The 18,917-nt window shown below is 61.7% G+C and carries 16 protein-coding genes; 10 read left to right on the forward strand and 6 right to left on the reverse strand.

The window, feature by feature from the left end; all coding sequences use genetic code 11:
• Window positions 1-29: 29 nt before the first annotated feature.
• Both gabT and JTY93_RS00840 read left to right on the forward strand, forming a co-directional pair.
• The gene (gabT, locus tag JTY93_RS00835; RefSeq protein ID WP_104911329.1) at window positions 30-1,310 is read left to right on the forward strand and encodes a 4-aminobutyrate--2-oxoglutarate transaminase; all 1,281 of its coding nucleotides are present in this window, start codon (window positions 30-32) and stop codon (window positions 1,308-1,310) included.
• A 139-nt stretch (window positions 1,311-1,449) separates the two neighbouring features.
• A complete protein-coding gene (locus JTY93_RS00840) occupies window positions 1,450-2,661 on the forward strand; it encodes an HDOD domain-containing protein (protein WP_205477911.1) in 1,212 nt (403 codons plus the stop codon).
• Between the two features lie 462 nt (window positions 2,662-3,123).
• Here the strand turns inward: JTY93_RS00840 and JTY93_RS00845 are convergent, their stop codons facing one another.
• Together JTY93_RS00845 and desA are read right to left on the reverse strand one after the other, a co-directional pair.
• Window positions 3,124-4,131 (reverse strand): sensor domain-containing diguanylate cyclase, encoded by a 1,008-nt coding sequence (locus JTY93_RS00845; RefSeq protein ID WP_205477910.1) that lies wholly within the window; start codon window positions 4,129-4,131, stop codon window positions 3,124-3,126.
• Window positions 4,132-4,339: 208 nt separating this feature from the next.
• Entirely contained in the window at window positions 4,340-5,524 is a 1,185-nt protein-coding gene (desA, locus tag JTY93_RS00850; protein WP_169991712.1) for a delta-9 fatty acid desaturase DesA, read from the reverse strand.
• 165 nt (window positions 5,525-5,689) lie between these two features.
• Here desA and dibA point away from each other — a divergent pair, with 165 nt between their 5' ends.
• The 6 genes from dibA (at window position 5,690) to JTY93_RS00880 (ending at window position 12,011) form a co-directional block, all read left to right on the forward strand.
• Window positions 5,690-7,600, forward strand: coding sequence for a phosphodiesterase DibA (dibA, locus tag JTY93_RS00855; protein WP_205477909.1), 1,911 nt, complete (start codon window positions 5,690-5,692; stop codon window positions 7,598-7,600).
• 286 nt (window positions 7,601-7,886) lie between these two features.
• Window positions 7,887-8,069, forward strand: a complete 183-nt coding sequence (oscA, locus tag JTY93_RS00860; protein ID WP_029299482.1) for a sulfur starvation response protein OscA — start codon at window positions 7,887-7,889, stop codon at window positions 8,067-8,069.
• Window positions 8,070-8,144: 75 nt separating this feature from the next.
• On the forward strand, window positions 8,145-9,155 hold the full coding sequence (locus JTY93_RS00865) for a sulfate ABC transporter substrate-binding protein (protein WP_029299484.1): 1,011 nt from the start codon (window positions 8,145-8,147) through the stop codon (window positions 9,153-9,155).
• A 167-nt stretch (window positions 9,156-9,322) separates the two neighbouring features.
• On the forward strand, window positions 9,323-10,141 hold the full coding sequence (cysT, locus tag JTY93_RS00870) for a sulfate ABC transporter permease subunit CysT (RefSeq protein ID WP_169991717.1): 819 nt from the start codon (window positions 9,323-9,325) through the stop codon (window positions 10,139-10,141).
• 13 nt (window positions 10,142-10,154) lie between these two features.
• The gene (gene cysW, locus JTY93_RS00875; RefSeq protein ID WP_029299486.1) at window positions 10,155-11,027 is read left to right on the forward strand and encodes a sulfate ABC transporter permease subunit CysW; all 873 of its coding nucleotides are present in this window, start codon (window positions 10,155-10,157) and stop codon (window positions 11,025-11,027) included.
• Between the two features lie 3 nt (window positions 11,028-11,030).
• Entirely contained in the window at window positions 11,031-12,011 is a 981-nt protein-coding gene (locus tag JTY93_RS00880) for a sulfate/molybdate ABC transporter ATP-binding protein (protein ID WP_205480099.1), read from the forward strand.
• A 126-nt stretch (window positions 12,012-12,137) separates the two neighbouring features.
• Here JTY93_RS00880 and JTY93_RS00885 read toward each other — a convergent pair whose 3' ends face one another.
• Window positions 12,138-12,662, reverse strand: a complete 525-nt coding sequence (locus tag JTY93_RS00885; protein WP_205480091.1) for an Mpo1 family 2-hydroxy fatty acid dioxygenase — start codon at window positions 12,660-12,662, stop codon at window positions 12,138-12,140.
• Between the two features lie 83 nt (window positions 12,663-12,745).
• Between JTY93_RS00885 and JTY93_RS00890 the strand changes: the two genes are divergently transcribed.
• Window positions 12,746-13,432, forward strand: coding sequence for a Crp/Fnr family transcriptional regulator (locus tag JTY93_RS00890; protein WP_205480089.1), 687 nt, complete (start codon window positions 12,746-12,748; stop codon window positions 13,430-13,432).
• 128 nt (window positions 13,433-13,560) lie between these two features.
• On the opposite strand, the gene JTY93_RS00895 is transcribed toward JTY93_RS00890, so the two are convergent.
• The 3 genes from JTY93_RS00895 to JTY93_RS00905 are packed head-to-tail and all read right to left on the reverse strand — an operon-like array spanning window position 13,561 to window position 17,597.
• A complete protein-coding gene (locus JTY93_RS00895) occupies window positions 13,561-15,171 on the reverse strand; it encodes an arylsulfatase (protein ID WP_205480087.1) in 1,611 nt (536 codons plus the stop codon).
• Between the two features lie 15 nt (window positions 15,172-15,186).
• Window positions 15,187-16,002, reverse strand: coding sequence for an ABC transporter ATP-binding protein (locus JTY93_RS00900; protein WP_205480085.1), 816 nt, complete (start codon window positions 16,000-16,002; stop codon window positions 15,187-15,189).
• Entirely contained in the window at window positions 15,999-17,597 is a 1,599-nt protein-coding gene (locus JTY93_RS00905) for an ABC transporter permease (RefSeq protein WP_205480082.1), read from the reverse strand. The genes JTY93_RS00900 and JTY93_RS00905 overlap by 4 nt, the downstream gene beginning before the upstream one ends.
• Window positions 17,598-17,884: 287 nt before the next feature.
• Here JTY93_RS00905 and JTY93_RS00910 point away from each other — a divergent pair, with 287 nt between their 5' ends.
• Window positions 17,885-18,886 (forward strand): ABC transporter substrate-binding protein, encoded by a 1,002-nt coding sequence (locus JTY93_RS00910; protein WP_205480079.1) that lies wholly within the window; start codon window positions 17,885-17,887, stop codon window positions 18,884-18,886.
• Window positions 18,887-18,917: the final 31 nt, after the last annotated feature.

Consider the following 18,917-nt stretch of genomic DNA (forward strand, 5'->3'; position numbering starts at 1 on the left):
CCACCCGATGAGTGGCGAATGAGGAATTTATGAGCAACAAGACCAACGCTTCCTTGATGAAACGCCGCGAAGCCGCTGTACCGCGCGGTGTTGGCCAGATTCACCCGATCTTCGCCGAATCCGCGAAGAACGCCACGGTAACCGACGTAGAAGGTCGCGAGTTCATCGACTTCGCCGGCGGCATCGCTGTACTGAACACCGGTCACCTGCACCCGAAAATCATCGCGGCCGTGACCGAACAGCTGAACAAGCTGACCCACACCTGCTTCCAGGTCCTGGCCTATGAGCCTTACGTGGAGCTGTGCGAAAAAGTCAACGCCAAGGTCCCGGGTGATTTCGCCAAGAAAACCCTGCTGGTCACCACTGGTTCCGAAGCCGTTGAAAACGCGGTGAAAATCGCGCGTGCCGCGACTGGCCGTGCCGGCGTGATCGCCTTCACTGGTGCGTACCACGGCCGCACCATGATGACCCTGGGCCTGACCGGCAAGGTCGTGCCGTACTCCGCTGGCATGGGCCTGATGCCGGGCGGCATCTTCCGTGCGCTGTACCCGAACGAGTTGCACGGCGTGAGCATTGACGACTCCATCGCCAGCATCGAACGCATCTTCAAAAACGATGCCGAGCCGCGTGATATCGCGGCCATCATCATCGAGCCGGTGCAGGGCGAAGGCGGTTTCTACGTCGCGCCTAAAGCCTTCATGAAGCGCCTGCGCGAACTGTGCGACAAGCACGGCATCCTGCTGATCGCCGACGAAGTGCAAACTGGTGCCGGCCGTACCGGGACCTTCTTCGCCATGGAGCAGATGGGCGTAGCCGCCGACCTGACCACCTTCGCCAAATCCATCGCTGGCGGCTTCCCGCTGGCCGGTGTGTGCGGCAAGGCCGAATACATGGACGCCATCGCCCCAGGCGGCCTGGGCGGCACCTATGCCGGTAGCCCGATCGCTTGCGCCGCGGCCCTGGCGGTGATGGAAGTGTTCGAAGAAGAGCACCTGCTGGACCGCTGCAAGGCGGTTGGCGAGCGTCTGGTCACCGGCCTCAAGGCTATCCAGGCCAAGTACCCGGTGATCGGTGAAGTGCGTGCCCTGGGTGCGATGATCGCGGTCGAGCTGTTCGAGAATGGCGACAGCCACAAGCCGAACGCTGCGGCGGTAGCCTCCGTCGTGGCCAAGGCGCGTGACAAGGGCCTGATCCTGCTGTCGTGCGGCACCTACGGCAACGTGTTGCGCGTACTGGTCCCGCTGACCTCGCCGGACGAGCAACTGGACAAAGGCTTGGCGATCATCGAAGAGTGCTTCTGCGAGCTGTAAACGCAGGCTGACCCGATCGACAGGAAAACCCCGCTTCGGCGGGGTTTTTTTGTGGGTTGTGCACCGATTCAGGCCTTGTTCATTGTACGCGGGCGCTTCCTTTGTCTAAGGTGCAAGGATTGCCGATGGAGCGTGCTGCATGACTGCTGTTGATTTACCTGCCGTACCCCGTGTGCTGATTGCCGAGACCGACCCCTGGTCGCGGGATCTGCTCAAGCAGGTGTTGTTGAATGTGCGCTGCGACGCGCGGCTGGATGTGTGCGCCGACGGGCAGCAAGCCGCCGAGTTGCTGCGAGACAAACCCTACGATTTGATCATTGCCGATTGGGAGCTGCCGGGCGTTGATGGCCTGAGCCTGTTGCGCAGTGTGCGTCAGCGTCGGCGTGTGCCGGCCTTGCCGTTTATCCTGTTGAGCACACGCAATGACGCCGCCAGCGTGCGCGAAGCGTTGCCGTTGGCGCCGACTGCTTACCTGACCAAACCCTTGAACATGGAAGGCCTTACGCAGCGCCTGCAGGATCTGCTGCTCAATGAAGGCGAGACGGTGTATTGCGAGGCGCCGGCCCTGGCGGCGGGCATGACCTTGCCGGTGTTCCTGGAGCGGCGCCGCGAGCTGTCGGACGGCGCGCCGCTGCGGGTTGACGTCAAGGCCGCCGTGCAAGGCAGCCTGGCGCCGGAAGGCCTGGATCTCAAGCAACTGGAAGAGCAGGTAAAAACCGATCCACAGATCACGGCCGTACTAATTGCCGCCGCCAACAGCGCCGGGCAGCACGGCACGCCGGTGCAGACGCTGTCGATGGCCCTGCACAAGCTGGCAGCCGGGCAGAGCATGAACCTGATCCTTGGCCTGGCCCTCAAGCACAACGTGATCCTTAGCGATCCCGGCCTGATGGAATACGCCGAGCGCCATTGGCAGCTGTCCCAGCAGACTGCGCAATACGGTCGCTCCTTGGCGCGCATGCTCGACCTTGACCACGAGCGCTGCTACAGCGCCGGTATTCTCCACCGCCTGGGCGACCTGGCGCTGCTGCGCAGCTTGCAGGAGTGGCGCCAGGGCGGCGGTGAACTGGACGATGAGTTGATTGGCGAGTCGTTGTCCACCTATGGCGCCAGCTACGGCTCGGCCCTGCGCACGCGCTGGCGCTTGCCCCTGGAACTGCGCCAACTGATCGCGGCGATCTACTCCCTGGAAGGCGGGGTGTATTCCCGGGAGGCGCTGGTGATGAACATGGCGGCGCAACTGGCAGGGCTGAGCGAGCATGAAGGTGTCGAGGCGCTGGCCAAGGGCAAGACGGCGCGGCTGCTCAAGGTCGGGGTTTCGGAGCTGATGCGCATCCGCAAGCCTGTGTAGGCGCGGTGTCAGGCAGGCACAGTGCTGAATGTGCCGCCGCCATCGTAGCCTCGCTATAGCTCGACAACTCCCACATTTGTTTTGTGGCAAATCCAAATTCCCTACCGGGCCGAGATCCCTTGTGGGAACGGGTTTGCCCGCGATATCCATCGGTATCTACACAACTCTGCCGCAACGCCTAAATCCAGGCAGATATAGCTGTTGTGGCGAGCGGGCTTGCCCCGCGCTGGGCTGCGAAGCAGCCCTATACCTGGCCATCGTGGTGTATCTGAAGAAACGCGGCGGGCTTTTTGGGGCTGCTTCGCAACCCAGCGCGGGGCAAGCCCGCTCGCCACAGGGGAGTTCGTCATTATCTGAAAGTTGTGTGCCATCGCAGGCAAGCCACACATTTGTTTTGTGGTGTATCCAGGTTTTTTGTCTGGGGCTTTGAGCTGGTCATCGCCGGCTACTGTGGGCAGGCCTTCAGCCGGCAATTACCCGGTTCTTGCCCTGGCGCTTGGCTTCATACATCGCGGCATCGGCCCGGGCGTACAGGCTGTCCAGGGTTGCATCTTCGGCGGTGAGGCTGGCCAGGCCCTGGCTGACGGTCACGCTGTAGGGGTGGCCTTCATGGCTGAAGTCCAGTTGCCGCACTTCTTGCCCCAGGCGTTCGGCGACTTGCATGGCCCTTTCCGGCGCGCATCCCGGCAGTACCGCAGCAAACTCTTCGCCACCAATGCGCCCGAACAGGTCGCCACGGCGCAATACCCCGCGACCGCTCTCGGCGATGCGCAGCAACACCTGATCGCCCTCCAGGTGGCCGTAGGTGTCGTTGATGGTCTTGAAGTTGTCGATGTCCAACAGCAGGAAGGCCAGGGGCAGGCCTTGGGCGCTGGCCCGTTCGAATTCGTGATGGGCGCATTCAAAGAAGTGCCGACGGTTGCTGCTGCGGGTCAGCACGTCGGTGGTGGCCAGGCGTTGCAGTTCGAGTTCCAGGTGCTTCTTTTCGGTGATGTCTTCGGCGATGCCCACCACAATCAGCGGTTTTCCCGGCGTGGCCTGCTGGTTGGTAAAGCACTTGTCGCTGAGCCAGCGGATCTGCCCGTCTGCGGTGATGATGCGGTACTGGCGATCCTCGACCGCACCCAGCTCCAGTACTTGGGCCAGGCTTTGCTCGGCGTATTGCTGGTCTTCAGGGTGGATGCTGTCGCGCCAGCCACGGTGTTCGGCCAACAGCAGGCTGGCCGAGCGCCCGAAGATGCGCTCATAGGCGGGGCTTACGTACAGCACGCGCCGGGTTTCCCACTCGATGACCCAGAGCACGGCATTTACGCTGATCAGCAGCGAGCTCAGTAACTGTTCGCGCTCGCTCAGGCGCTCCACCTCGCCCTGGGCATGCATTAACGCCAGCCAGGTGGTGACAGCCGCCGGCCGTGAGGTATCCGTCGAGTCAGGGGTGGTCGGGGTTGGGGAGTCCGTTTCGTGGACCATCGGCACAATTCTCTCTGGACATGCCGCAGCATCGAACAGCAGTCAAAACGAAGCCCGCCGGGATGGCGAAGTGTTGTTTGAGAGAGGGGAATTGCAGCTAAGTTCCGTTATCAGTCGCGATTGAGACGGAATATTCGGCGACTGTGAAATGGCGCCAAAAAATTGTGGAGCCGGTAAGGACTGGACGTCCTTCCGGCTCCTGCAACGCTTAGGCGGTCGCGGGCCGCAGGGAGTAGGTTTTCAACTGGTGGGCAAAGTCACGCAGGGACTGGATCCCGCTGGCCTCGGCCTCGTGTACCCATTCCTTGATGGCCGCGAGCATGTCATGCCCGTTGCTGCTGGTCTTGAGCCAGATCTGTTGCAGCGCCAGGCGCTTTTCGTAGATCACTTTCAAGGCCTGGCTGTGCTCCAGCATGCTCTGGATGCGCAGGTGATGGCGCTCATCCAGCAGGCTGGTCTCGCGCGACAGCAGGCGCTTGGCGCGGTGGAACTGGTGGCGTACCGAATGATCGACCTTTTCCAGTTCCTGCTTGACCAGCGGCGCGATCACCAACTTGCGGTACTGGGCCATGATCTGGAAGCGGTTGTTGAGGATCGCCATGGCGGTGTCCATGTCCAGGTGGCCTTTGCCTTCAACCCGGTGGGCAATCGGCGCGACCCGCTGAACCTTGGCCAGGCGCAGGAAGCTGAACACCTTGATCCAGGCCCAGCCCAGGTCGAACTCCCACTTCTTCACCGACAGTTTGGCGGAGTTGGGGTAGGTGTGATGGTTGTTATGCAGCTCTTCGCCACCGACGATGATGCCCCACGGCACCAGGTTGGTCGCCGCGTCGCGGCATTCGAAGTTGCGATAGCCGATGGCATGGCCCAGGCCGTTGATCACACCGGCGGCCCAGAACGGGATCCACATCATCTGGATCGCCCAGATGGTGATGCCGATGGTACCGAACAGCAGCACGTCGATGACGCCCATCAGGGCCACGCCCAGCAGCGGATAACGGGTGTAGAGTTTGCGTTCGATCCAGTCGTCCGGGCAGTTCTTGCCGTAGATGCGCAGGGTCTCGGGGTTTTCGGCCTCGGCGCGGTACAGCTCGGCCCCTTTGCGCAGGACCGTGGACAGGCCCTTGATCACCGGACTATGGGGATCGTCGACGGTTTCGCATTTGGCGTGGTGCTTGCGGTGGATGGCGGTCCACTCGCGGGTGTTCTGCGCCGTGGTCAACCATAGCCAGAAGCGGAAGAAGTGTTTCAGGCCAGCATTGAGCTCCAGGGAGCGGTGGGCTGAATAGCGGTGCAGATAGACCGTGACACCGATAATGGTCACGTGGGTCATCAACAGAGTGACTGCCACCAGTTGCCAGGCTGACAAGTCAAGAAAACCGTTGTACCACATAGGCTGTATGGCCCTCAGATAAAGAAAAGAACAGCTCACGCATTATCACTAAGCCAACAGATAAAACCAGTCGCCCTTTTGAATAGGAGTGACGGGATGTTACTTATTCTATAATCCGCAACCTCTGTAGGGCGATTCTGTTTTTTAGTAAGGATTACTGGTCATATGCTGCTTTCATACCGAGGTGCCCTACGTGCAGGGCTGGTGTATTTGCTGATTTCCGTCTTGTGGATTCAGCTCAGTCAGCAGGTATTTATCAATTTCATTGATGAACCCAGGGAAATGGTTCACTGGCAGATGCTGCGCGGTTACCTGTGGGTGACTCTCAGCGCCCTGTTTATCTTCCTGTTATGCGCCCGCAGCGCCCGCACCCACCGGATCCAGCAACCGCTGAAGGAAAACCGCGAGCGCCTGCGTCAGGCGGCAGCGGTGTTCGATTGCACCCGCGAAGGGGTGCTGGTTACCGACGCCCGAGGGCGGATTGTTCACGTCAATCGCGCCTTTATCGAAATCACCGGTTACCAGGTGGACGATGTGATGGGCCGCCAACCGAGCCTGTTCAAGTCCGGCCGTCATTCGCCGGCGTTTTATGAGCAAATGTTTCGCACGCTTAACCAGGATGGGGAATGGAGCGGCGAGATCTGGAATCGCCGTAAAAGCGGGGAAATCTATCCACAGTGGCAAACCATCCGCGTCATCCATGATGAGCAGGGTCAGATCAGCCACTATGTGGCGGTGTTTTCCGACATCAGCGCCATCAAGCATTCCGAGCGTGAACTGGCCCACCTGGCTCACCACGACCCATTGACCGACCTGCCCAACCGCCTGCTGTTTACCGACCGCGCCGAACAGGCGCTGGCCTCGGCGCAGATCCACAAGCGTGGCTGCGCGCTGCTGATGCTTGATCTGGACCATTTCAAAATCATCAACGACAGCCTTGGTCACAATGTCGGCGACCAGTTGCTCAAGGCGGTGGGCGAGCGCCTGCAGGGTCTGTTCGGCCCCGGCGTGACCCTGGCGCGCCTGGGCGGCGATGAGTTCGCGGTGCTGGCGGAAAGTTGTCCACAGGTGGTCCAGGCGGCGGCCCTGGCCCAGCGGATTATCGACAGCATGAAGCTGCCGTTTGTGTTCGACGGTCACCAATTGTTTGTTAGCGTCAGTATTGGTATCAGCCTGTTCCCCAGCGACGCCTTGAGTGCCGAACAACTGCTGCGTAACGCTGACTCCGCTTTGTTCAAGGCCAAGAGCTCCGGGCGTGAAGGCTTCGCCTTGTACACCGAGGAACTGACCGCCCACGCGCAGAACCGGATCGAGGTCGGCAACGAGCTGCGCCGCGCCCTGGATCAGCATGAGCTTCGCGTCTATTACCAGCCGGTGCACGACCTGCAAACCAGCGTCCTGATTGGCGTTGAAGCCTTGGTGCGCTGGCAGCACCCGCAGCGTGGCCTGGTGCCGCCTGCGGAATTTATCCCGATTGCCGAACGCACCGGGTTGATCGCCGAGATCGATGCCTGGGTCATGGATCAGGCCTGTCGCCAGATGTGCCGATGGCTGGAGGAAGGCAAAACGCTGTCGTTCCTCGCGGTGAATGTTTCCAGCCGACTGTTTGCCCGCCGCGAACTGTACGAGCAGGTAGCCAAGGTGCTGCACGACACCGGCCTGGACCCGGCAAAGCTGGAGCTGGAAGTCACCGAAAGCGCGGTGATGGATGATCCGGAAGTGGCCCTGGAACAACTGCACCGCCTGCGCGAGCTGGGCCTGAGCCTGGCCATCGATGATTTTGGTACCGGCTATTCGTCACTGCTGCGCCTCAAGCGCCTGCCGGTACAGAAGCTGAAAATCGACCAGGGCTTCGTCGCCGGCCTGCCGTGGGATGAAGATGATGCGGCGATTGTGCGGGTGGTCATTGCCTTGGCGCAGAGCATGGGCATGCAAGTGCAGGCCGAAGGCATCGAGCAGATGGAACAGGCGCGGTTCCTGCTGAATCACCAGTGCGACCTCGGCCAAGGCTACTGGTTTGGTCGGCCGATGCTGGCGGCCGACATTGATTGGGCCAGAGCCCCCGCCATCCGCTGACCTCTATCTGGGGTTGAAATACAGTAAATGTGGGAGCGGGCTTGCTCGCGAATGCGGTGTGTCAGCCAGCAAATTCGGTGACTGGCACACCGCATTCGCGAGCAAGCCCGCTCCCACATTTGGATCTCCACTCGGTGTAACGTCATGCCCTGCCTGAAAATTCTTTCTGGTTATATAAACATTCTTAAATAGTATTTTTTAAGAATATCCGCGCTTATCTACTATCGCTCTCACGCCGCAAGCAGTGCCGCCACTGCCAGGCACTTCTCATTTCAGGAGCACGACCATGAGCGCATCTCTACGCAGCGTTGACGGCCAGGACGAAGCAGCCATTTTGCGCGAGATCCAAAGCGCATTGCGTGACCTGCGTTTCGGCGCAGTGGAAATCACCGTACACAACGCCCAAGTGGTGCAGATCGAACGCAAAGAGAAATTCCGCTTGCAGAGCCCGGGCAACAAACCGAGCTGAGGCAACACGGCGATTCGATTGCGGGACCGTATTCATAAGAAAAAGCCAACACCCAAGAATTTCAGGAGCTTGTCTATGTCGTCGATTCGCCGTTATGCCCTGGCCGCCCTGGCCAGCGCCGTGTTTGCCGGTTCCGCAGTGGCCAAGGATTACGAACTGCTCAACGTTTCCTACGATCCGACCCGCGAGCTGTACCAGGACTACAACGCCGAATTCACCAGCTTCTGGAAGAAGGCGCACCCTGGCGACAACGTGAAGATCCAACAGTCCCACGGTGGTTCGGGCAAACAGGGCCGGGCGGTGATCGACGGCCTGCGCGCCGACGTGGTGACTCTGGCCCTGGCCGGCGACATCGACGAAATCGCCAAGCTGGGCAAGACCCTGCCGGAGAACTGGCAGACCCGCCTGCCTGAGGCCAGCACGCCTTACACCTCGACCATCGTGTTCCTGGTGCGCAAGGGCAACCCCAAGGGCATCAAGGACTGGGGCGACCTGATCAAGAACGACGTGTCGGTGATCACGCCGAACCCGAAAACCTCCGGCGGCGCCCGCTGGAACTTCCTCGCCGCCTGGGCCTATGGCCTCAAGGCCGGTGGCAGCGAAGCCAAGGCCCAGGAATACGTGAAAGAGCTGTTCAAGCACGTGCCGATCCTCGACACCGGTGCACGCGGTTCGACCATCACCTTCGTCAACAACGGTCAGGGTGACGTGTTGCTGGCCTGGGAAAACGAAGCGTTCCTGGCCCTCAAGGAAGATGGCGGTGCCGACAAGTTCGACATCATCGTGCCGTCCCTGTCGATCCTCGCCGAGCCACCCGTGGCCGTGGTCGACAAGAACGCCGAGAAAAAGGGCAACACCGAAATCGCCACGGCGTACCTCAACCACCTGTATAGCCCGGCTGGCCAGGAGATCGCGGCGAAGAACTTCTACCGCCCGCGTGACAAGGATGTGGCCGCCAAATACGCCCAGCAGTTCCCGAAACTGGACCTGGTGACTATCGACAAAGACTTCGGCGGCTGGAAAACTGCCCAACCGAAATTCTTCAATGACGGTGGCGTGTTCGACCAGATCTACACGGCCCAATAACCAACACGGCCTCCCTGTGGAATGCGGCTTATGTGGGAGCGGGCTTGCTCGCGAAAGCGGTGTGCCAGTCAACGCATTCAGTGACTGACACGCCGCTTTCGCGAGCAAGCCCGCTCCCACATAAACTCATTCTTGCAGTGGTATCTAACTGTTAACCAAGGACTTTTATGTCGCGTCGTATCTCCCCCGTCATACCCGGCTTCGGGCTGACGCTGGGTTACACCTTGGTGTACCTCAGCCTGATTGTGCTCATACCGCTGGCGGCCATGTTCGTCCACGCCGCCCAACTCACCTGGGATCAGTTCTGGGCCATCATCTCGGCGCCGCGCGTGTGGGCGGCGTTGAAGTTGAGCTTCAGCACGGCCCTGTACGCTGCGCTGATCAACGGCGTGATCGGTACGCTGCTGGCCTGGGTGCTGGTGCGCTACACCTTCCCCGGGCGCAAGATTATCGACGCGATGATCGACCTGCCGTTCGCCCTGCCCACCGCCGTGGCCGGTATTGCGCTGACCGCGCTGTACGCGCCGTCTGGCCTGGTTGGGCAGTTCGCCACCGACATGGGCTTCAAGATCGCCTACACCCCGCTGGGTATCACCCTGGCCCTGACCTTCGTCACCTTGCCCTTCGTGGTACGTACCGTGCAGCCGGTCTTGGCTGATATCCCCCGGGAAATCGAAGAAGCCGCGGCCTGCCTGGGTGCCAAGCCCTGGCAAGTGTTCCGCTACATCCTCGTGCCGGCGCTGCTGCCGGCCTGGCTGACCGGGTTTGCCCTGGCGTTCGCCCGAGGTGTGGGTGAGTACGGTTCGGTGATTTTCATCGCCGGCAACATGCCGATGAAAACCGAGATCCTGCCGTTGCTGATCATGGTCAAGCTCGACCAATACGATTACACCGGCGCTACCTCCATCGGCGTGCTGATGCTGGTGGTTTCCTTTGTCCTGCTGCTGCTGATCAACTTGTTGCAGCGGCGCATCGAACGTCCATAAGGAGGCGCGGAACATGTCCCAATCGTCTATTTCCGCCGCGTCTTCGGCCAACGCTGCCCGTCGTGGCAGTGCGGTGTCGCGACGTATCCTGATCGGCCTTGGCTGGCTTATCTTCGCCCTGTTCTTGCTGTTACCGCTGTTTATCGTGGTATCCCAGGGCCTCAAGCTTGGCCTCGGCGCGTTCTTCGCCGCGATCTTCGAGCCCGATGCGCTGTCGGCCTTGAAGCTGACGGTGATTGCGGTGCTGATCTCGGTACCGCTGAACCTGGTGTTCGGCGTCAGTGCGGCCTGGTGCGTGAGCAAGTACTCGTTCCGTGGCAAGAGCATGCTGGTGACGCTGATCGACCTGCCATTCTCGGTCTCGCCTGTGATCGCTGGTCTGGTCTACGTGCTGATGTTCGGTGCCCAGGGCTTCTTCGGGCCGTGGCTGCAGGATCACGATATCCAGATCGTCTTCGCCTTGCCGGGCATCGTGCTGGCGACCATCTTCGTCACCGTGCCCTTCGTGGCCCGCGAGTTGATCCCGCTGATGCAGGAACAGGGCACCCAGGAAGAAGAAGCCGCGCGCCTGCTGGGCGCCAATGGCTGGCAGATGTTCTGGCATGTGACTGTGCCGAACATCAAGTGGGGCCTGATCTACGGCGTGGTGCTGTGTACCGCGCGGGCGATGGGTGAGTTCGGCGCGGTGTCGGTGGTGTCCGGCCACATTCGCGGCGTGACCAACACCTTGCCGCTGCACGTCGAGATTCTCTACAACGAATACAACCACGTCGCTGCGTTTGCGGTGGCGAGTCTGTTGCTGATCCTGGCGCTCTTCATCCTGCTGCTCAAGCAGTGGAGCGAGAACCGAATTAACCGCCTGCGCGCCGGTGCGGCTGAGGAATAAGTCATGTCGATCGAAGTCCGTAACGTCAGCAAGAACTTCAATGCCTTCAAGGCCCTGGACAGCATCAACCTGGATATCCAGAGTGGCGAGCTGGTGGCGTTGCTGGGCCCCTCCGGCTGCGGCAAGACCACCTTGCTGCGCATCATTGCCGGCCTGGAAACACCGGACGCCGGCAGCATCGTGTTCCACGGCGAAGACGTGTCCGGCCACGATGTGCGTGATCGCAACGTCGGTTTTGTGTTCCAGCACTACGCGCTGTTCCGCCACATGACCGTATTCGACAACGTCGCATTCGGCCTGCGCATGAAACCCAAGAACCAGCGTCCGAACGAAACCCAGATCGCGGCCAAGGTTCACGAGTTGCTGAACATGGTGCAACTGGACTGGTTGTCGGATCGCTACCCGGAACAACTCTCCGGCGGCCAGCGCCAGCGTATTGCCCTGGCCCGCGCCCTGGCGGTGGAGCCCAAGGTGCTGCTGCTCGACGAGCCGTTCGGCGCCCTGGATGCCAAGGTGCGCAAGGAACTGCGTCGTTGGTTGGCGCGGCTGCACGAGGACATCAACCTGACCTCGGTGTTCGTGACCCACGACCAGGAAGAAGCCATGGAAGTCGCCGACCGGATCGTGGTGATGAACAAGGGCGTGATCGAGCAGATCGGCTCACCGGGTGACGTCTACGAAAACCCGGCCAGCGATTTCGTCTACCACTTCCTGGGCGACTCCAACCGCCTGCACCTGGGCGAAGACCAGCACGTACTGTTCCGCCCGCACGAGGTGTCGTTGTCACGCCATGAACTGGAAGACCACCACGCCGCGCAAGTGCGCGACATCCGCCCCCTGGGCGCCACCACGCGCATCACACTGAAGGTCGAAGGCCAGAGCGAACTGATCGAAGCCGAAGTGGTGAAGGATCACGACAGCCTGACCGGGCTGGCGCGGGGCGCGACGTTGTTCTTCAAGCCCAAGGTCTGGCAAAAGGCTTAAAAAGATTGCAAAAAACCTGTGGGAGCGGGCTTGCTCGCGAAAGCGCTGGGTCAGTCACTGGATGTACCGACTGAACCGCCGCTTTCGCGAGCAAGCCCGCTCCCACATTTGGATTACCGGTGCCTCTCAGGCCGTGGCGTTCTTGTGACGCACGGCCACCGGCCCCGACCGCTCCTCGATCTGCCGCTTGAGCTCATGGCGCAACCCCACCAGAAACGCCAACTCCGCCACCACAAACAACGGCCCGACGATCAGCCCGGACACGTCATCGACAAAGGCCGGCTTGCGCCCCTCGTAGTAATGGCCGACAAATTGGATCACCCAGCCCAGCACAAACAGGCCGATGCCGCTGCTGAGCCACACCAGCGTGCTTTGCGCCGCCAGCACATGCCCGGCCCATACCGACAGGCCCATCAGCACGCTCATCAATACGCCAAGCGCCAGCTCCAGGCGCAGGTAGAACCCCGCAGAAAACAACGCCAGCAGCACTGCCGGCGACAGCCACAGGCCGGCCAACGTCCATTCGGGGCGTGACAGCAGCACGGCGACGGCGACGACGATCATGGGGATGCCGATAAAGTGGCTGGCGATGTTGCGTGGGTCGCGGTGGTAGGCGGCGTATTGGCTCAGATGGTCGACGAGGCTTTTCATTGTTATTCCTCCTGTAGGATGCTTGATCATGCCCTGTAGGACTGCGACAAACTGTCAACTGGGCGACAATCTTTGGAGTTCTCATGGACGCAGAGTCTTGGCATGGGCGGCTGTCCAGCGGCCACTGGTACCGTCATCTGCCCGCTCCCTTGCAGCATAGTCTGCTGGCCCATGCCCGCGTGCGGCAGCTGACGGCGGGGCAGGTGCTGTTCAAGCGCGGGGATCCGCCGTGTGGCTTGTATGCGGTGCTCGATGGCAGCCTGCGTATCAGCGCGGTGAACGAGCAGGGCAAGGAGGCGTTGCTGAGCCTGGCGCAGGCGCCTTTCTGGTTCGGTGAAATCGCCGTGTTCGACGGCCTGCCACGCACCCACGACGCCTGTGCGGTCGGGCCTTGTACGCTGTTGCAGGTACCGCAGTCGGCGATGTTGCAACTGCTTGCGCAAACCCCGGCCTATTGGCGGGACATGGCCTTGCTGATGAGCCAGAAGTTGCGGCTGAGCTTTATCAATATCGAGCAGTTGAGCCTTGCGCCCCCGTCAGTGCGGGTAGCCCATCGGTTGTGGATGATCGCCGAGGGTTATGGCGAGATCGATGGCTCGCGGCGCGTGGTGCAACTGGCCCAGGAGGATTTGGCGGCGATGCTGGGGGTGTCGCGCCAGACGACCAATACGCTGCTCAAGGCGTTGCAAGAGCAGGGGGTTGTGCGGTTGGGGTATGGGGAGATTGAGATACTTGATGTAGGGCGGTTGCGGGAGATGGCGCAGGGGTAGGCGGTGCCTGTTAGGGCCCTTTCGCGAGCAAGCCCGCTCCCACATTCGATCGCATTCCAAAGAATGTACTCGGTCGAATGTGGGAGCGGGCTTGCTCGCGAAGGGGCCCTACCAGGCACTACAAAACCTCAGTCCGGCTGAAACGGCGAAGCACTGAGCACCACCCCCGTCTCCTCCACATACTGTTGCCAGTGCCCAATCAAGGTCGCCAGTTTCTCCGGCTGGCTCAACGCCAGGTCATGGATTTCCCCAGGATCACGCCCCAGGTCATACAACTGCCAGGTCGCCGGCCCTACGGGGCCCGGGATATACACCGCCTTCCATTGCCCCTGGCGAATCGCCCGGCGCCCGAACAGCTCCCAGCCGGTGACGGTATGTTCGTCGTGCACTTGCGCGGTTTCCCCAGACAAAAAGCCCAGCCACGACTTGCCCCGCAGCGGTGCAATCGGCTTGCCGCGCCACTGTTTGCCGGGGTGGCGCACGCCGGCCAGGTCGAGAATGGTCGGGGTGATGTCCATCACCGTGCCGAAGCCATGGCTGATCCGCCCCTTGAGAGCCAATTGCGGGTAATGCACAAGCGCCGGCACACGAATCCCGCCTTCGGTGGTGAAGGCCTTGAACAGGCGCGAAGGTGCCGTCGCCACCTGGGCCCACGATGGCCCATACCAGACATAGGAGTTGGCGCGGCCGATATTGCCCAGGCTGTTGTCGTAGTGCTGGTTGAGGTAGGTCAGAAGCTCGGGGCCGAACTTGGGGAAGGCTTCCAGCAGCGCGCCTTCGGCACCGTTGTCGGACATGAACAGGATAAAGGTATTGTCCAGTTGCCCCTGCTGGCGCAGGTACTCCACCACCCGGCCAATGTTCCAGTCCATGCGCTCGACCATCGCCGCATAAACCTCCATGGCCCGCGCCGAAACCTGGCGTTGTTCATCGCTCAAAGCCGCCCATTGGGTGTTCAGCTCGATCAGCGGATGGGGCTCGACGTCGGCATCGATCAGCCCCAGGGCCTTGAGTTTTTCCAGGCGCTCCAGACGCAGCACCTCGGGGCCGGCGTCGTAGCGGCCACGGTATTTATCGACGATTTCTACCGGCGCTTGCAACGGCCAGTGCGGGGCGGAAAACGGCAGGTAGGCGAAAAATGGCCGGGCCTGGTCGCGTTCCTTGAGGTACTGCAGCAGCTTGTCGCCGAAGGCATCGGAGGAATAGAAACCTTCGGGCAATTGCTCGACGAAGGTGTCGTCCTCGATGTACAGCGCCGGGGTGGATTTGAGCAGCCCGGGTGTGCTGGCGTCGTAGGGCGGCTCGAAACCATAGTGGTTGGCCGCCCCCGGCAACAGCGAGAACGAACGCTCGAAACCACGGGCGTGGGGCGCCAGCTCCGCCGTCAGCCCCAGGTGCCATTTGCCGCTCATCAAGGTCTGGTAACCGGCCTCGCGCAGCAGTTCGGGCAGGGCCACCACCTTGTCGTTGAGATAGCCTTCGTAGCCCGGCTTGCCGATCAGCTCTGGGGTCAGCGCCTCGGCCATGGTGCCGATCCCGGCGATATGGTGATCGGTGCCGGTGAGCAGCATCGAACGGGTCGGCGAGCAGGTGGGCGCGGTGTGAAAGTCGGTCAGGCGCAGGCCGTTGAGCGCCAGGGCGTCCAGGTGCGGCGTGGAGATTTCCCCACCAAAGGCTCCGAGGTCGGAGAAGCCCATGTCATCGGCCAGGATCACTAGAAAGTTGGGACGTTGCGGCATCAAGACACTCCTCAATCAGCAGGCAATAAAGGCCAGGGGCAGGTCACGGATCTGTTCACGCAGCGGCGGCTGGTAGTGGTCATCGCTGATCAGTTCGTGCAGCAGTTCTTCGCGCAATTGGTGGAAGTCAAAGCTGCTGCGCTGGCGCGGATGGGGCAGGGCGATATCCACCACCTGCTTGATCCGCCCAGGCCGGGGCTCCATCACCACCACGCGGTCGGCGAGGAAAATCGCCTCCTCCACATCGTGGGTCACCAGCACGGTGGTGATCTTCGCGCGGGCACGGATCGCCAGTAGCTCATCCTGCATCTGCTGGCGGGTCAGGGCGTCGAGGGCGCCGAAGGGCTCGTCCAGCAGCAGGATGCGCGGGCTGGCCACCAGGCCACGGGCGATCGCCACCCGTTGTGCCATGCCGCCAGACAATTGGTGCGGGTAGGCGCGGGTGAAATCGCTGAGGCCGACCAGCTCGATAAAATCGCTGATGCGCTGTTGGCGCTCGGCCTCGCTCAAGGGCTCGTTGACCAGGCCCAGGCCGATGTTTTGCGCGACCGTCAGCCATGGGAACAGACGGTGTTCCTGGAACACGATGCCGCGTTCGCCGCCGATGCCTTCCACGGCCTGGCCATCGACGCGGATCTCGCCGCGAAACTGCGTATCCAGACCGATCAGCAGGCGCAGCAACGTGGATTTGCCGCAGCCGCTGGAACCGACAATCGCGACGAACTCGCCTTCGGCAATATCCAGGTTGAATTCGCGGATGGCCTCCAGCTCGAAGCCATCGACGTCGAAGGTCTTGCCCACATGGTTGAAGCTGACAATAGGTGCAGTCATGCGTGTCTCCAGCGCGTGGCGCGGGTTTCGATGCGTTGGCCGATAAGGTTGAGTGCCGCGCCGGTGAGACCGACCAGCAGCATGCCGCTCATGATCAGGTCCATGCGCAGCAGCTGCTGGGCGCCGATCATCAGGCTGCCGATGCCGCCATTGGACGGCATGAAGTATTCGGCGCCGATGGTGCCCAGCCAGGCGTAGATCAGGCTCAGGCGCAGCCCGGCGAAAATCCCCGCCGCCGCCCCTGGCAACACCAGGCGACGCAGGCGCAAGGCCAGGCTCAGGCGCAGCACCTGGGCGGCTTCATTGAGCTGCGGCGAGAGGTTCAGCACGCTGCGTTGAGTGGCGATGAACAGCGGGAAAAACGCGGCCAGGGCGATAAACACTGACTTGGCCAACTCCCCCAGGCCGAACCAGGCGGTGAGCAGCGGCACCCAGGCAAAGATCGCGATCTGGCGCAGGGCCGCCAGGGTCGGGCCGAGCACTCGCTCACTGCGGCGCGACAGGCCCAACAACAGACCAAGGGCAAAACCCAGCCCGCCGCCGAGGAGCAAACCGCTCAAGGTACGTCCCAGGCTTTTGCCCAGGGCACTGAGCAGGCTGCCATCGAATACGCCGCTGGCGGTGGTGTACAGCACGGTCCAAGGGCTGACCAGGATATTGGGATCGACCCAGCCCAGGGCCGTCGCTGACTGCCACAGCGCCAACAGGCTCAGGGGCAGCAACCAGGGTTGCAGGCGTTGCCAGCCTTGGTAGCGCGGGCCACGGCGGATCTGCGCGGTCGCCGGATGGGGCCAATGCACCCATTTGCGGTCCAGCCAGCCAATGCCGCGATCCATCGCCACGCCCAGCACCCCGATCACCACGATGCACACAAACACGATATCGAGCATGAACAACTGCCGCGCCCAGACCATCAGGTAGCCGATGCCTTCGCTGGAGGCCAGCAACTCCACGGCCAGCAGTGAGGTCCAGCCGGCGGCCAAGGCCAGGCGTACCCCGGCCATGAACGCGGGCAGTGCGGCGGGCAGGATCAGCCGGCGGATCAACAGATGAGTGGGCAAGCGCAGCACCCGTGCGGCCTCGCGCAAACCGGGCTGGGCATCACGCACGCCGACCAGGGTGTGCAGGGTCACAGGCACCACAATCGCCTTGACCAGCACCACCAGCTTGAGGGTTTCGTCAATCCCGAAAAACACCATGAACAGCGGGATCCACGCCAGGGTCGGGACTTGCGACAGGGCACTGAAGGTCGGGAACACCAGGCGTTCGGCACGGGCACTGAAACCCAGCAGCGCGCCCAACAGCGCCCCGGCGCCGATGCCGGCTAACAGCCCCCAGAACAGCCGTTGCAAGCTGATCGCCAAGTGGCTCCACAACTCGCCGCCGGCCAGTTCCACGGCACTGCTCCAGACCAGCGCGGGCGCTGGCAGGATCTGCTCGCTCATCCAATGCTGACGGCTGGCCAGCCACCACAGGGCAAACAGCGTGAGTGGCAGCAGCCATGGCAGCAGACGTTCACTCAGGTTCGGCCAATGGGCCCGCTCGCCCTTCGGCGTAGCGGCCAGCGGCAGGCTCAGCAGTGAGATTCGGGCCATGGAAGACCTCCGTGGTCGGTAAGTGCTTTATGTGATTTTGATCTTATAAATAAACAATCAAGATTATTTAGGGATAAGAAAAACCATTTAAAGCCTCTGCCCGACACGCATCCAATGCATTTGGAGAATATTTTCCATGCTGTTGATGCATAACCCTCTGGAACCGCCATCTGCAGCTGCATAGTCCAAAAAGCTATTAAATTGTGAATTTATAGTATTTAAAGTTTTGACCGCGTTGTGCGTACTTTCTGCTCCCCAGGCCACCGTCGCCCACAGGAGCACACTCCATGAAACTGCCCTTCAAACGCTTGATCACCCTGGTCGCCGGCACTGCGCTCGCCGGGTTGGTACATGCCGCCGACCTCAAGGAAATCCGTATTGCTGTGCCCGACCTGAGTGCTGGCACCCAGAACAGTGGAGGCGGCGTGACGGACGTCCTGAGGAGCCAGCAGATCTTTGAAAAAGCCTTCGCCGACCAGGGCATCAAGATCCAGTGGAATTACTTCAAGGGCGCCGGCCCCGTGATCAATGAAGCCTTCGCCAACGGCCAGGTAGACCTGGCGTACCTGGGCGATCTGGCGGCGATCATCGGCCGCTCCAATGGCCTCGACACCCGGTTGCTGAGCGCCACCGCGCGCGGGGTGAAACAGTACCTGGGCGTGGTGCCGGGCTCGGGGATCAAAACCTTGCAGGACCTGAAGGGCAAGCGCGTGGCGGTGTTTCGCGGCACGGCTACCCAACTGTCCCTCAACGGCGCCCTGGCCAGCCAGGGCTTGAGTGAAAAGGACCTGAAAATCATCAACCTGGACTTCAACGCCGCCGTGGCCGCCCTGGCCGCCAAGCAGATCGATGCCACCTGGGGCGGGTCGAACCTGAGCTCACTGCAGGCCAAGGGCCTGGCCGAAATCCCCCTGACCACCAAGGACCTGGGTGGCGCAGGCAGCGTGCAGGCGGTGCTGGTGGGCAGTGGCAAGTTTGTCGACGCCCATCCCGAGGTGGTGGCCAAGCTGCTCAAGGCCCAGCAGCAGGCGGTGCAGTGGTTGACCGATGACAACAACAAGCAGGCGTATATCGAGCTGGTGTCGGGGCTGGCGAGTTATCCGCCGGTGATTCTGACCAATGATTTGAAGGACCAGAAACTCAGCGAGATTTTCCCATCGACCCTGGATCCGGTGTTCCTGGGCAAGCTGCAGGATGCGGTGGACCTGGCGTCGAAGGAGCGGCTGATTCGCAAGCCGTTCCAGGTCAGTGATTGGGTGGTGCCGGGGTTGGCGGCGGCTGGGATCTGAAATCTGCAGTGCATGAACGGGCCTCATCGCA

It is taken from the genome of Pseudomonas hygromyciniae (genome assembly GCF_016925675.1).
Taxonomy (GTDB): Bacteria; Pseudomonadota; Gammaproteobacteria; order Pseudomonadales; family Pseudomonadaceae; genus Aquipseudomonas; species Aquipseudomonas hygromyciniae.